Origin of the sequence: Bradyrhizobium centrolobii, assembly GCF_001641635.1 — a bacterium.
Taxonomy (GTDB): domain Bacteria; phylum Pseudomonadota; class Alphaproteobacteria; order Rhizobiales; family Xanthobacteraceae; genus Bradyrhizobium; species Bradyrhizobium centrolobii.
The window spans coordinates 70,830-84,575 of sequence record NZ_LUUB01000092.1; the positions used below are offsets into that span (position 1 = coordinate 70,830).

13 protein-coding genes and 1 pseudogene are annotated in these 13,746 nt (G+C 64.9%); 9 read left to right on the top strand and 5 right to left on the bottom strand.

The annotated features are described in order from the left end of the window. Positions 1-2: 2 nt before the first annotated feature. The 4 genes and pseudogenes from AYJ54_RS33745 (at position 3) to AYJ54_RS33760 (ending at position 4,322) form a co-directional block, all read left to right on the top strand. Positions 3-1,004 (top strand): annotated as a pseudogene (locus tag AYJ54_RS33745) (NAD(P)H-dependent flavin oxidoreductase). Between the two features lie 109 nt (positions 1,005-1,113). Next, a complete protein-coding gene (locus tag AYJ54_RS33750; protein WP_063705962.1) occupies positions 1,114-1,533 on the top strand; it encodes a hypothetical protein in 420 nt (139 codons plus the stop codon). Between the two features lie 119 nt (positions 1,534-1,652). Then, complete coding sequence (locus AYJ54_RS33755; RefSeq protein ID WP_063705964.1) at positions 1,653-3,227, top strand: alkaline phosphatase D family protein; 1,575 nt, start codon at positions 1,653-1,655, stop codon at positions 3,225-3,227. 276 nt (positions 3,228-3,503) lie between these two features. Continuing rightward, positions 3,504-4,322: an aldo/keto reductase gene (locus tag AYJ54_RS33760; protein WP_063705965.1), complete on the top strand. Its 819-nt coding sequence runs from the start codon at positions 3,504-3,506 to the stop codon at positions 4,320-4,322. A 63-nt stretch (positions 4,323-4,385) separates the two neighbouring features. On the opposite strand, the gene AYJ54_RS33765 is transcribed toward AYJ54_RS33760, so the two are convergent. Together AYJ54_RS33765 and AYJ54_RS33770 are read right to left on the bottom strand one after the other, a co-directional pair. After that, positions 4,386-4,598 carry a hypothetical protein gene (locus tag AYJ54_RS33765; RefSeq protein ID WP_063706117.1) on the bottom strand — a complete coding sequence of 71 codons (213 nt, stop codon included), beginning with the start codon at positions 4,596-4,598 and terminating at the stop codon, positions 4,386-4,388. 192 nt (positions 4,599-4,790) lie between these two features. Then, positions 4,791-5,243 (bottom strand): hypothetical protein, encoded by a 453-nt coding sequence (locus AYJ54_RS33770; RefSeq protein ID WP_063705967.1) that lies wholly within the window; start codon positions 5,241-5,243, stop codon positions 4,791-4,793. A gap of 151 nt (positions 5,244-5,394) precedes the next feature. Here AYJ54_RS33770 and AYJ54_RS33775 point away from each other — a divergent pair, with 151 nt between their 5' ends. After that, positions 5,395-5,667 (top strand): helix-turn-helix domain-containing protein, encoded by a 273-nt coding sequence (locus AYJ54_RS33775; protein WP_063705969.1) that lies wholly within the window; start codon positions 5,395-5,397, stop codon positions 5,665-5,667. An 8-nt stretch (positions 5,668-5,675) separates the two neighbouring features. On the opposite strand, the gene AYJ54_RS33780 is transcribed toward AYJ54_RS33775, so the two are convergent. Further along, positions 5,676-6,911, bottom strand: a complete 1,236-nt coding sequence (locus AYJ54_RS33780) for an aminotransferase-like domain-containing protein (RefSeq protein WP_063705970.1) — start codon at positions 6,909-6,911, stop codon at positions 5,676-5,678. Positions 6,912-7,008: 97 nt separating this feature from the next. Beyond that, positions 7,009-7,536 carry a DUF3124 domain-containing protein gene (locus tag AYJ54_RS33785; protein ID WP_063705972.1) on the bottom strand — a complete coding sequence of 176 codons (528 nt, stop codon included), beginning with the start codon at positions 7,534-7,536 and terminating at the stop codon, positions 7,009-7,011. A 67-nt stretch (positions 7,537-7,603) separates the two neighbouring features. Here AYJ54_RS33785 and AYJ54_RS33790 point away from each other — a divergent pair, with 67 nt between their 5' ends. The 4 genes from AYJ54_RS33790 to AYJ54_RS33805 all read left to right on the top strand — a co-directional run bounded on the left by AYJ54_RS33790 (position 7,604) and on the right by AYJ54_RS33805 (position 13,102). Beyond that, complete coding sequence (locus AYJ54_RS33790) at positions 7,604-9,334, top strand: cation:proton antiporter (RefSeq protein WP_063705974.1); 1,731 nt, start codon at positions 7,604-7,606, stop codon at positions 9,332-9,334. A 177-nt stretch (positions 9,335-9,511) separates the two neighbouring features. Next, positions 9,512-10,588: a 3,4-dihydroxy-2-butanone-4-phosphate synthase gene (ribB, locus tag AYJ54_RS33795; RefSeq protein WP_063705976.1), complete on the top strand. Its 1,077-nt coding sequence runs from the start codon at positions 9,512-9,514 to the stop codon at positions 10,586-10,588. Between the two features lie 189 nt (positions 10,589-10,777). Then, positions 10,778-11,992 carry an acyl-CoA dehydrogenase gene (locus tag AYJ54_RS33800; protein ID WP_063705978.1) on the top strand — a complete coding sequence of 405 codons (1,215 nt, stop codon included), beginning with the start codon at positions 10,778-10,780 and terminating at the stop codon, positions 11,990-11,992. Positions 11,993-12,178: 186 nt separating this feature from the next. After that, on the top strand, positions 12,179-13,102 hold the full coding sequence (locus tag AYJ54_RS33805) for an MBL fold metallo-hydrolase (protein ID WP_063705980.1): 924 nt from the start codon (positions 12,179-12,181) through the stop codon (positions 13,100-13,102). 116 nt (positions 13,103-13,218) lie between these two features. On the opposite strand, the gene AYJ54_RS53000 is transcribed toward AYJ54_RS33805, so the two are convergent. Continuing rightward, positions 13,219-13,746 (bottom strand): DUF1499 domain-containing protein (locus AYJ54_RS53000; RefSeq protein ID WP_245329191.1); only part of this gene is annotated, 528 nt, incomplete at its 5' end.

Sequence of the window (13,746 nt, forward strand, 5' to 3'; positions counted from 1 at the left end):
ACGTGAAGACCGCGATTACCGAACTGTTCGGCATCGAGCACCCGATCATCCAGGGCGGCATGCATTTCGTCGGCTTTGCGGAGCTTGCGTCCGCCGTCTCGAATGCCGGTGGGCTGGGCATCATCACAGGGCTCACGCAGAAGACGCCGGAGCTGCTCACCAAGGAGATCGCGCGCTGCCGCGACATGACCGACAAGCCGTTCGGCGTGAACCTGACGTTCCTGCCGACCTTCTCGGCGCCGCCCTATCCGGAATACATCGCGGCCATCGTCGAGGGCGGGGTGAGGATCGTGGAGACCGCAGGCCGCAGCCCCGAGCAGTATATGCCGGCGATGAAGGCGGCCGGCATCAAGGTGATCCACTAATGCACTTCGGTGCGCCACTCGCTCAAGGCCGAGCGGATCGGCTGCGACGCGGTCAGCGTCGACGGCTTCGAGTGCGGCGGTCATCCCGGCGAAGACGACATCCCCAACATGATCCTGCTGCCGCGTGCGGCCGAGGAATTGAAGATCCCGTTCGTCGCCTCCGGCGAGATGGCCGACGGGCGCAGCCTTGTCGCTGCGCTGTCGCTCGGCGCGGCCGGCATGAACATGGGTACGCGCTTCATCGCCACCAAGGAAGCGCCGGTGCATCAGAACGTGAAGAACGCGCTGGTCGCGGCGACCGAGCTCGACACCCGCCTGATCATGCGCGCGCTGCGCAACACCGAGCGCGTGCTGAAGAATGCCAATGTCGATCGCCTGATCGAGATCGAACGCGAGAAGGGCGACAGGCTCAAGATCGACGACATCCACGGTCAGGTCGCAGGCATTTATCCGAAAGTCATGATCGAGGGGGAGATGGATGCGGGCGCCTGGAGCTGCGGCATGGTCGCGGGCCTGATCCGCGACGTCCCTTCCTGCAAGGAACTCGTCGATCGCATCATGGGGGAGGCGGAAACCATCATCCGCAGCCGCCTGATGGGGTTCCTGGACGGGGTTGGGGCAGCGCGAAAGGTTGCGTGACGCCGGCTGGACAGTCTTAACCCTGGCGGCAATTGGCCGCTGGAATTGGGCGCGGCGCCTCCTAAATAGGGGTAAATTGCTCCTATAAATCAGGTTTCAGGAGGCGTTCGTGGTCCTGAAAGGCGTCCGTTTTGCCCTTGTTGCCGCCCTCATGCTCGCATGGGGCGGCATCTCGCGCGCCGACGGCTACAAGCCCGACGAATATCTGAGCCTCGATCTGTCCAAGGCCGTGCTGTCGCCGAAGCGGCTCGGGCCGGAGACCCAGTTCGCGCCGGTCGCGCTCGAGGCCCGCGGCGGCAACGACGCGCAGGCGCGCGTCGAGCCGATGGACGTGCCGAAGAAGGTTGCGGCCCAACGCGTGCACGTGCCGGCACCGAAGGTCGCTCGCGCCAAGAGCGCGCAGCCGCGTGGCGCCGCGCGCGCCAAGCTCGCGCATCGCCACGGCAATCCGCTGGACGCGCAGGCGATGGACAGCCGCATCCAGACCTGGCCGTGCCGCTCCGGCGGCATCTGCAACTGGAAGCACTAGCCTGATCTGAGTTGCGTCATCCGTGCGTCGCAAAACCGTAGGCGCGGAGTCAAGAAACCGTAAGCTGGGAGTCAAGGAGCGCAGGCACCTTCCGTCGCGATTCGACGAAGGTCTCCTGAATGGCAACGCTCCGCGCCTCGCGCGCATGGACCCGGCGACAGTTCCTGGGTCGCTCCGCCTCCAGCCTCGCCGTCACCTCGCTCGGCACGTTCGCAAAACCCTACATCAGCCGTGTCGCCGACCGCCCGCAGATCGCGGGCGGGCTTCAGTCCGGTGACGTGTCGGAGGGCTCCGCCGTAGTTTGGGCGCGCGCCGATCGGCCCGCGCGCATGCGGGTCGAATGCTCAACTGTCGAAAGCTTCAAGACCATCGTTGCGGCGGCATCCAGCGATGCGTTGCCGGAGGCCGATTTCACCTCCAAACTTCTGCTGAGCGATCTGCCGCCCGGGCAGGACATCTTCTACCGAGTCCGCTTTGACGATATCGCGGCCGGCATCGCCGGCGAAACCCGTGTCGGCCATTTCCGCACCGCGCCGGCCGCAGGCCAGTCGATTTCGTTCCTGTGGTCCGGCGACACGGCGGGGCAGGGCTGGGGCATCGACATCTCGCGCGGCGGCTATCGCAGCTACCGCACCATGCTCGACAACCGCCCCGATTTCTTCATCCACTCCGGCGATCACATCTACGCCGACTGCACCATCCCGTCCGAATTGAAGCTGCCGAACGGCGAGACCTGGCGCAATGTGGTGACCGAGGAAAAGTCCGAGGTCGCGCACACGCTGACGCAGTTCCGCGGCAACTACAAATACAATCACCTCGACGAACATTTTCGCGCCTTCCACGCGCAGGTGCCGATGTTCGCGCAGTGGGACGATCATGAGGTCACCAACGATTGGTCGCCGACCGGCAGCTATGACGACGCCGGCTATGACGCCGACGGCACGCCGCGCCTGGTCGCGCGCGCCCGCCGCGCCTTCTTCGACTTCATGCCGATCCGCGATATCGGCGCGCGGCAAGGGCGGGTCTATCGTCGCATCGGCTACGGGCCGCTGCTCGACGTCTTCATGATCGACATGCGCAGCTATCGCGACGATAGCTGGAACAAGGGCGATGACCATCGCGGATGGATTTTGGGCGCTGAGCAGCTCGCCTGGCTGAAGCGGGAGCTCGCCGCCTCGCGCGCAACCTGGAAGGTGATCGCGGCCGATCTGCCGATCGGGCTGATTAGCCTTGACGCGGTCGCGCTCGGCAATGGGGCGCCCGACCGGCGCGAGCACGAGATCGCCGATCTGCTTGCGTCGATCAAGAGCGCCGGCGTCCGCAACGTCGTCTGGCTCACCGCCGACATGCACTACACCGCCGCGCACTATTACGATCCGAACAAGGCGCAATTCCGGGATTTCGAGCCGTTCTGGGAGTTCGTCTCGGGTCCGCTGCATGCCGGCACCTGGGGGCCGGGTGAGCTCGACAACACCTTTGGCCCGGTTGCGATGTATCAGAACGGATGCAGCGAGGCACAGGGCGAGAATCTGGCGCCCTGCTTCGGACTACAGTTCTTCGGCCGCGTCGACATCGATGGCGCTACCGGCGTGATGACCGTGACCCTGAAGGACGTCGACAACCGCGACCTCTGGTCCGTCGACATCGTGCCGCAGCCGCAGGCGCGTCCGGCCGTGGTGGCGCAGCACTCGTGAGGAACGGGCAACTCTCTCCGTCTCGTCATGGCCGGGCTTGACCCGGCCATCCACGCCTCACCGCCCGGCACGAAGGACGTGGATGCCCGGGACGAGCCCGGGCATGACGTTGGGGCTGGCATCGCGCTTCACGGCCTAACCCGATCTTTGATTGGCCACCCCACCACTCCCGCGCTATACTGCTCGCTCCCGCCACCTCTTTTTCCATCACCGAAGAGTCTGCTCACGCGGCGCCGCCGCGCGTCTGGCGGGCTGAAATAGGTCAGGAGCCTGTTCATGGACAATCTAAAGACCCAGGGCATCACCATGCCCAAGCTCGGCCTCGGCACCTTCCGCATGCAGGGCGATGCCTGCCGCGCGGCGGTCGAGAGCGCGCTGTCGCTCGGCTATCGCCATATCGACACCGCCGAAATGTACGCCAACGAAGAGTCGATCGGCGCCGCGCTCGCCGCTTCCGGTGTGCCGCGCGGCGAGCTGCATGTCACGACAAAGGTCTGGCACGAGAATCTCGCCCCGGACGCGATCCGCCGTGCCTTCGATGCCAGCCTGACGAAACTCAGGCTCGACCACGTCGACCTCTATCTCGTGCACTGGCCGTCCAAGGGTGCAAACTGGGGTGCGGTGTTCGAGACGCTGATGAAGCTGAAGGACGAGGGGCGCACCCGGGCCATTGGCGTTGCCAATTTCACCACGGCGCTGCTCAAGACCGCGGTCGAGGACATCAAGGCCCCGATCGCCTGCAATCAGATCGAATATCACGCGATGCTCGATCAATCGAAGGTGTTGGCCTATCTCGCGGCCAAATCGATTCCGCTGGTTGCCTATTGCCCGCTGGCGCAGGGGCGCATCGCGTCAGATCCGGTGCTGGGCGAGATCGGCGCCAAGCATAACGCAACCGCGGCGCAGGTGGCGCTGAAATGGCTGGTCGACCAGGATGGTGTCGCCGCGATCCCGAAGGCGTCGCGACGCGAGAGCCAGCAGGCGAATCTCGATGCGCTGAAGATCATGCTCGACGACGCCGATCGCAAGAAGATCGCCGCGCTGCCGAAGGACAGGCGCTGCGTCAATCCCGGCTTTGCGCCGGCGTGGGATTAGTCTCGTCAGACGCTTTGATACGCAAAGAAATGGCCCCGTGAGGGGCCATTTCCACGTTGCGCATTAGTAGTGGCGATAATCGCGCTTGATCACGACGACCTTGTCGCCGCGATGATGCCAGCCGCGATGCATGCCGTAGTCGCGATGCTCGCGGAATTCGGCGCGGGCGCCGTAAGGGCCGTGATGATGGCGCTTGATCACCACCGTCTCGGCACTCGCCAGCGTCGGCGCCGCGATCGCACCGAGAGCCGCGACGACGTATCCAAGCTTCTTCACGATGTCCTCCTCCAATGAACGCACTGCGCTTGTGCGCGAACGTTCCGGAGGAACTGCAGGAGAATTCTGAACGGCTGTTCAGGTGAGCATGATCCGGACCCGAAGGGCCGCGTTAGCGCAAAGTGTGCGGCGGTTTTCCCTCGCGACAAACGCGGAACGCGTTTGCGCGGGGATCATGCTCAAACATAACCTTTAATCGCAGCGATGCTGCGCAGGCGTCGGCGCGCCAGACTTGACGTACTTGCCGTCCCTGATGGTGTAGTCGCCACGCTCGCTTCGATTGTAGATCGCGCGCAGGCCGCCGTCCTCCTGCAACAGCAGCCCGAACTCACGCGTCTGATGCAGCGACGGGAAGAACACCATCAGATTGAGCAGGCCTTCCGCATTGATCGAAGCGGCCACAACCTCGCTCTCGTCCGTGGCCTCGCCGAAATTGCGCCGGTACATCACCCGGCCGTCGGGCCTGATCTCGTAAGTCAGTACCGCACCCTCGGCGCGGTCGGGCTGCAGCGAGCAGTCGACCGACCATGAGCCGAGCAGGCCCCATTGCTCGACCGTCGTCGCGAGCGTCTCGGCATCTGCGGTGGAGGTCAGCGCAGCGCAAAGCAGCGCGGCTGTGGTCCAGCGGCACAAACAACGCATCATGTCCAAGGAAAGCCCCGCCCTCGATCGAGGCTGAAGTCTAGCATCCCCATCCCGGCCGTCCACCAACGCTTCGCGAATTTGATCCGCGTCAATGAGGCGGGTCGTTTCTCCGGTAGGATTGGCTTTCCGGAGGGCGATCGTGGATAGATCAATGCTGGATGAAGTGATGGACTTTGCAGGCGAGGTGCTGCCGGGCGGCTGCGCTGCGCCGCCTTACTCTGAGACCGCGTTCCTGGCCGAGCTGGGCGATCGGCTGCGGTCCTCGCGCCTGCGCTGCGAGCTGTCGCGCCGCGAGCTTGCCCGCAGGTCGGGGATTTCCGAGCGCTATATTGCCCAGATCGAGGCCGGCAAGGGCAACGTGTCGATCGTGCTGCTGCTGCGGCTGGCCTCCGCGATTCACGGCAGCCAGCCACAGGCGGCCTGACGGCGCGCTTACCCGCGCGCCTTCGCCACGTTTGCAATCCGCGCGGGGACGCCGAACTCCTTGCGGCAGACCTCGGCCAGCACGGCGACGCCCTCGCGGATCTGCTGATGCGTCGGGCTGGCAAAGCACAGCCTGAGGCGAGGGCCCGAATGGCCCTTGTTGGTCGACCATTCCGGCCCCGGATTGATCGAGACGCCGGCCGCAAGCGCGGCCTGGTACAGCTTTAGCGTATCGACCTGGTCGGGCAGCTTCACCCACAGGAAGATGCCGCCCTTCGGCTCCTCGAATTCCGCCGCCGTCCCGAACTGCTCGTTCAGGGCCTCCATCAGCGTATCGAGCTTGGTGCGCAGCGCCTTCGTCAGCGCCGGCACGTGGGTCGAAAAATGTGGCTTGCAATATTCGGCGAGCACCATCTGCTCCAGCGCGCCGGAGCCGGCATCCGTTTTCAGCGACAGCATCCGCGACATCACCTCCCAGGGCGCGACGATGAAGCCGACGCGCAAGGCCGGTGCGATCGATTTCGAGAACGAGCCGATATGGATCACGCCGCCCTTGGGGCTCATCGCGTAAATTGCGGGCGGGCGCTGTCCTGACCATACGAGATCGGCGTAGCAATCGTCCTCGAAGATCGGCACGCCATATTCGGCCGACAGCCGCAGCAGTTCGGCACGCCGGCTCTCCGGCATGATGCTGCCGGTCGGGTTCTGCACGGTCGGAATGGTGTAGATGTATTTCGGCCGGATGCCGCGGCGCTTCAGGTCGGCCAAGGTCGCCGCCAGCACGTCCATGCGCATGCCGTCCTCGTCGAGGGGGATGCCGATGGTATCGACCCCGAGCCGGGTCAGGCGGTTGAGCGAGCCCTGATAGGTCTCCTGCTCGACGATCACGGTGTCGCCGTGCGTAAGCAGCGTGTGGTTGACGAGGTCGAGCGCCTGCAATGAGCCGGAGACGATCAGGAGATCATCGACGGTGCAGGCGATGCCGGCGTCGCGCTTGAGCTTTGTCACCAGGAATTCGCGCAAGGGCAGATAGCCTTGCGGTCCATGCGCCAGTCCGTAAGTGGCAAGCGTCCGGCCCTCCCGCCGCAACACGGCGTCAACCGCTTCGATCAGCCGGTCGACGGGCACCTGCTCGGAATCATTGTTGCCGCCGACAAAGCTGTATTTGGCAAGGCCCGTCCAGCGCGCAGTGGGGGCCGGCAGCCCCGGCGGAAACAGGGGCGCAAAATCGAAGCTGGACGTCATAGGCGTTCCTCGTTCTGTTCTTTCTGTTCTTGTTGAGCCAGCCGGCGTTGCACCGGCTGGCCGATCACTTCTTGCCGACCGCCCAGGTTGGGCGGTCTTACTTCTTGCCGGCCGTCCGGGTCGGACGTCCCTGGCTGATGAAAGCGTAATGCGCATTGGCGACGCCGCCAACCATCAAGGCCTCGACCACCGGCTCGGCGATCTCGCTGGTGGCGGCCCAGTCGACGATGAAATTGGCCCCGGTCCCGCCGCGCACATCGTCGGTCGGAACGAAGATCGAAACGGTGGCGAGCGGCTTCAGTGCGACCGGTGCCTTCAGATAGCTCTCGACCTGCTTGCCTGCGGTGTCGAAATAGGCGATGCGTTTGACGACCAGCCGCTGGGTCTCGGAAGCGTTGTGGACGCTGAGCGTCACCGAGAAGTCGACGCGCAGCTTGCCTTGGCTCATGGCGACGCTGGAATAGGCCGGCACGTAGAACCCACCCGAGACACTTAGCTCCTCCTTCGGCAGCGCGGTCAGCGAATCGGCAAAGCTCTGCTCGATATTCACCTTGGGCTGCGCGGCCGCGGGGAGTGCTGCTACGAACGGACATAGCAGGATTGCAGCGAAAAGCCCTTTTCCCATGTGACGAATTGCTCGCTTGCCGCGCCGCAACCCGTCTCTAGGGTGCGGCAAAACGGACCAATCTGGTATGCACGAACTCATTCGCGACATTACTCTCTGTATTCTGTTTGCCTGGATGCTGGGCCTATTGGCCCATTTTTCTCGGCAACCGTTGATCCTGGCCTACCTTATCGCCGGCTTCTGCATAGGTCCATTCGGCGCCGGCTGGGTCAAGTCGCAGGAATCGATCAGCGTCATCTCCGAGCTCGGCCTGATCTTCATGCTCTTCATGATCGGCCTCGAGATCGACCTGAAGAAGATCGTGCGGGCAGGACGGGTGATCCTGTTCGCGGCCGGGGGCCAGCTCCTCGGCGGCTGCCTGCTCGGAATCCTGTTCTTCGCCGGCATCGGCCTGTCGCTCGGCGGCGGCCATTTCGATGCGCTCTATCTCTGCGTCGCCTGCGCGCTCTCCAGCACCGTCATCATCGTCAAGGTGCTCTACGAGAAGCGCGAGCTCGACACGCTGCCCGGCCGCATCACGCTCGGCGTATTGGTGCTCCAGGACATCTTCGCCATCCTGTTCCTGGCAGTGCAGCCGAGCCTTGCCAATCTGCAGGTCAGCGTCATCCTGCTCTCGATCGGCCGCGTCGCGGCCCTGGTCGCGGTCGCGCTGCTGGTCAGCCGCTACGTGCTGCCCCGCCTGTTCCACCAGATCGCCCGCCGGCCGGAGCTGATCCTGCTCGGCGCGCTCGCCTGGTGCTTTCTTGTCGCCGAGACGGCGGAGCAGCTCTCGCTGTCGCGCGAGATGGGCGCCTTGATCGCCGGCGTCTCGCTCTCGACCTTCCCCTATGCGCTCGACGTGACGGCCAAGGTCACCACGCTCCGCGATTTCTTCATCACGCTGTTCTTCGTTGCCCTCGGCATGACCATTCCGGTGCCGGGCCTCTCCGTCATTGGGCTCGCGCTGATGATCGCGGCCTTCACGGTGGTGAGCCGCCTCGTCACCACCTTCATCCCGCTCTACCTCATGAAGCAGGGCCTGCGCGCCAGCCTGTTGCCCGCGATCAACCTGGCGCAGATCTCCGAGTTCTCGCTGGTGGTGATCCAGACCGGCGTCGCCGACCACCACATCGCGCCTGAGACGGCGAACGCGGCCTCCTTCGCCTTCGTGGTGCTGGCCGTGCTCTCGACCTTCGTGATGGTGCGCAGCGACGAGATCACCCGCTGGGCGATCGGCCCCTTGAAGCGGATCGGCCTGCGCGATCTTGATCATGGGAAAGGCCACGCCGAGGAGGGGCACAAGAGCGGCCACGGCGAGGCCCGCCGCATCGTCATCCTCGGCTTTTTCCGCGCGGCGAGCGCGCTGCTGGCCGAGATCGAGCGGCAGGCGCCCGTCTTGCTGGAGCAGATCACGGTCGTCGATTTCAACCCCAATGTGTACCAGACGCTGCTTTCGCGGGGCCTGCACGTGATCTATGGCGACATCAGCAATGTCGATACGCTGGTTCATGCCGGCGTCGGCAAGTCCGAGATCATCATCCTCAGCGTGCCGGACTCGCTCCTGAAGGGCGCCACCAACGAGAAGCTGGTCCGCCATGTCCGCGCGCTCAACCCCAACGCCCTGATCGTCGCCACCGCCGATCTCTTGGCCGATGTCGGCGAGCTCTATGAGGCCGGCGCCAGCTATGTCATGGTGACCCGGCTCAGCGACGCCCACGAGCTGTTCACTGTGATCGAGGCCGCCCAGGCCGGCCTGTTGGCCGACAAGCGCACGGAGCTCGATTTGCGGCTCAGCGAACGGCGCGAAGTGCTGCCCTGACGGCGCCCGGCGACCTTCCACCCGATCGGGCGCGCGCCTATATCGCTGGTATGTTCGGTGCAAGCCTGAAGGCCTGTGCCGAGGCGGCCGTCTGGCATATGCGGTTGCGTCCAGGACACTAGCGCGCCGGGCCAAGTCCGGCTAAGCCTCCGGCCGATAACCGATAGAGATTGGGAAATGCCCGATACCGTTCAGGAAGTTTTGCAGGCCTTTGCCAAGGGCGAGCTCGTCGTCGTGACCGACGACGAGGACCGCGAGGGCGAGGGCGATCTGATCGTTGCGGCCTCGCTCTGCACCGCCGAGAAGATGGCGTTCATCATCCGCCACACCTCCGGCATCGTCTGCGCGCCTGTCACGACCGAGGACGCGCGCCGCCTGCGGCTCGACCCGATGGTCGCCCATAACGACTCCGCCCACACCACCGCCTTCACGGTCTCGATCGACTATAAGCCCGACGGCGGCACCGGCATCTCTGCGGAGGAACGAGCCTCCTGCTGCCGCGCGCTCGCCAATCCGAACGTCGGCGCCCACGACTTCGCCCGTCCCGGCCACATCTTCCCGCTGATCGCCAAGGACGGCGGCGTGCTGCTGCGTTCCGGCCACACCGAAGCCGCCGTCGATCTCTGCAAGCTCTCCGGTCTTCCGCCGGTCGGCGTGATCAGCGAGCTGATGAACGACGATGGCAGCGTGATGAAGGGCGAGCAGGTTGCGCGTTTCGCCGCCCAGAACAAGCTGAAGCATGTCACGATCGCCGATCTGATCGCCTATCGTCAGGCGCGCGAAAAACTGATCGAGCGGGTCGCGACCTTCGTCACCGAAAGCCCGATCGGGCCGCTTCAGGGCTATGCTTACCGCTCGCCGTTCGATTCCATCGCTCACGTCGCCTTCGTCTACAACGGGGTCGGGGACGGCAAGAACGTGCTGACGCGCTTCCACAAGCCGAACATCGTCAAGGATATTTTTACCGGCCACAAGCGCATGGCCGCCGTGCTCGAGCACTTCAAGAAATCGGGCCGTGGCGTGCTCGTGTATTTGCGCGACGGCGCCGCCGGCGTGCCGGTCGAGCCGCTGCCTGACGAGACGTCGGCGGAGGCGGACCGCAACCGCCAGTGGCGCGAGGTCGGTGTCGGCGCGCAGATCCTACGCGATCTCGGCGTCACCTCGATCCGGCATCTCACCTCGTCCGTGCACGACTACAAGGGATTGTCGGGCTTCGGCATCGAGATCGTTGCCAACGAACAGCTCGAGACCTGACGCGTTGTCATTCCGGGATGGCGCTGAAAGCGCCGGACCCGGAATCTCGATGTCGTGGAAACGAAGAGTTTGCGGGGTCGCGCTGCGCGCCCCGGAACGACCGAAACCAGGATGCATTTGCACTTGTTGTCCCGGCGCTTTAATTTGTCGGGCAATTTTTAGACGGAACCAGACGCGAAAGGACGTTTCATGAGCGTGCGCCCTCAGGCCAAGGACAAGCCGGCTGCGGCTTCTTTCCAGTGGGACGATCCGTTCCTGCTCGATGAACAGCTCACCGAAGACGAACGCATGGTTCGCGACACCGCGCGCGCCTATGCCCAGGACAAGCTGCTGCCGCGCGTCTCCAAGGCCTATCTGGAAGAGAAGACCGATCGCGAGATATTCAACGAGATGGGTGAGCTCGGCCTGATCGGCATCACGCTGCCGGAGGAATATGGCTGCGCCAATGCGAGCTATGTCGCCTACGGCCTCGTCGCGCGCGAGATCGAGCGGGTCGATTCCGGCTACCGCTCGATGAACTCTGTGCAGTCCTCGCTGGTGATGTACCCGATCTACGCCTATGGCGACGAGAACCAGCGCAAGAAGTACCTGCCGAAGCTCGCCAGCGGCGAATGGGTCGGCTGCTTCGGCCTCACCGAGCCCGACGCCGGCTCCGATCCGGCCGGTATGAAGACCCGCGCCGAGAAGGTCTCGGACGGCTATCGCCTGACCGGCAGCAAGATGTGGATATCGAACGCGCCGATCGCCGACGTGTTCGTGGTCTGGGCCAAGTCGGCCGAGCACGACAACCAGATCCGCGGCTTCGTGCTGGAGAAGGGCATGAAGGGCCTGTCCGCGCCGAAGATCGGCGGCAAGCTCTCACTTCGTGCCTCGATCACCGGCGAGGTCGTGATGGACGGCGTCGTGGTTCCCGAGAGCGCGCTGCTGCCCAACGTTTCTGGCCTGAAAGGCCCGTTCGGCTGCCTCAACCGCGCCCGCTACGGCATCTCCTGGGGCGCGCTTGGCGCCGCCGAGGACTGCATGCACCGCGCCCGCCAGTACACGCTCGACCGCAAGCAGTTCGGCAAGCCGCTCGCCGCGACCCAACTCGTGCAGAAGAAGCTCGCCGACATGGAGACCGAGATCGCGCTGGGCCTGCAGGCTAGCCTGCGTGTCGGCCGCCTGATGGACGAGGGCAAGTTTGCGCCCGAGATGATCTCGATCGTCAAGCGCAACAATTGCGGCAAGGCGCTCGATATCGCACGCACTGCGCGCGACATGCATGGCGGCAACGGCATCTCGATCGAGTATCACGTGATGCGGCACGTCCATAACCTCGAGACGGTCAACACCTACGAGGGCACCCACGACGTCCACGCCCTGATCCTCGGCCGCGCGATCACGGGCATTCAGGCGTTTTTCTGATTGCCACGGAACTCGGACGTGGTCGATTTGCTCCGCTGTCATCGTCCGCCTTGTGCGCGATTGCGCACTGGAGCGGACGATCCAATATCCCAGTGACCTCGCCTTCGCCTCGGGCGCCGCGGCGTACTGGATACCCCGCTTTCGCGGGGTATGACGAAGAGTGCGGCGGTACGTACAGGAAGTGCCATGTCTGACAACGACGACGTCCCGTTCAACCGCAACTTTCCGCTTAACCCCGGAATCGTCGAGGAAGTTCGCCCGGGCGTGCGGCGCGTGCTGTGCGACAATCCGAGCCCGTTCACCTTCACCGGCACGGTCAGCTACGTCGTCGGCAAAGGCAACGTCGCGATCATCGATCCCGGCCCGGACAATGAGGCCCATGCAGCGGCGCTGCTCGACGCCGTGCGCGGCGAGACCGTGAGCCATATCCTCGTCACCCACACCCACCGCGACCACTCGCCGAACACCGCGCGGGTCAAGCAGGCGACCGGCGCGACGGTCTATGCCGAAGGTCCGCACCGCGCCTCGCGGCCGCGCTTCGAGAGCGAGAGGCATAATCCGGAGTCCGGTGCTGATCGCGACTTCGCACCCGATGTCAGGATCGCTCATGGCGATGTCATCGAAGGTGCCGGCTGGCGGCTCGAGGCCGTCGCGACGCCCGGCCACACCGCCAACCATCTGGCGTTCGCCTGGCCCGAGCGAAAGTTCAACTTCGTCGGCGATCACGTGATGGGCTGGTCGACCTCGATCGTGGCGCCCCCCGACGGCTCGATGATCGATTATATGGACTCGCTCGACCGGCTGGCGGCGCGCGAGGAGGACCTCTATTTCTCCGGCCATGGTCCCGAGATTCCGGACGGGCCTCGCTTCGTGCGCTTCCTGATCCGCCACCGCAAGGCGCGCGAGGCGTCGATCCTGCATCGTCTTGCCAAGGGCGAGGCGGACATTCCGACCATGGTGCGGGCGATCTATATCGGCATCGATCCGAGGCTCACAACCGCGGCCGGCTACTCCGTGCTGGCGCATCTGGAAGACCTCGTCGCCCGCGGCGTGGTGGCGACGGACGGCGATCCCGTGATCACGGGGACGTACAAGATGGCGAACGCCTAGGCTTCCGTCATTCCGGGGCGCCCGTCAGCGCGAACCTGGAATCCGTCGGGCCGCAGCGTTCGTGGATGAATGGATTCCGGGTTCGCCGCTTCGCGGCGCCCCGGAATGACGGAGAACTATTTCTTCACCGTCTTCGCCGGCGCCTTCGGCGGGATCACCGGCACCTTCTTCACCGGCTTCAACGCATCGGTATCGGCGGCGGTGTTGAGATCGTCGATGAACTTGGTGACGCGCGCGGCGTTGCTGCCGAGATCACTGTCGAAATAGCGCGAGGCGGAGCGGATATCGACGCGGGAATCGTCGCCATCGGGCACGACCCGGATCGAGACGTCCTCGCGGAAGCCCATGAGCGGCGTGCGCGCCACCGCCTCGATGCGGCCGATGCGGCGCGGCGGCTGCGGCGCGCGCTCGTCGATCACGAGCCATTTGCGCTTGTTGACGAGCTGGAGCGCCAGCGCATAGGCGCGTTCGGCGGGAATTTCCAGCTCGATCGGCTCGATGTCGGGATAGAAGCGGCGCTGCTGCTCGGCCGAATAGAGGCCGGCATAGACCGCGGAGTTGGCGCCGTCGCCAGTGCGCAGGCGCGCCAGCGCGTCGAAGCGCGGCGGGTCGATCGGATCGGTGGTGATGTCGTGGATCGCCGG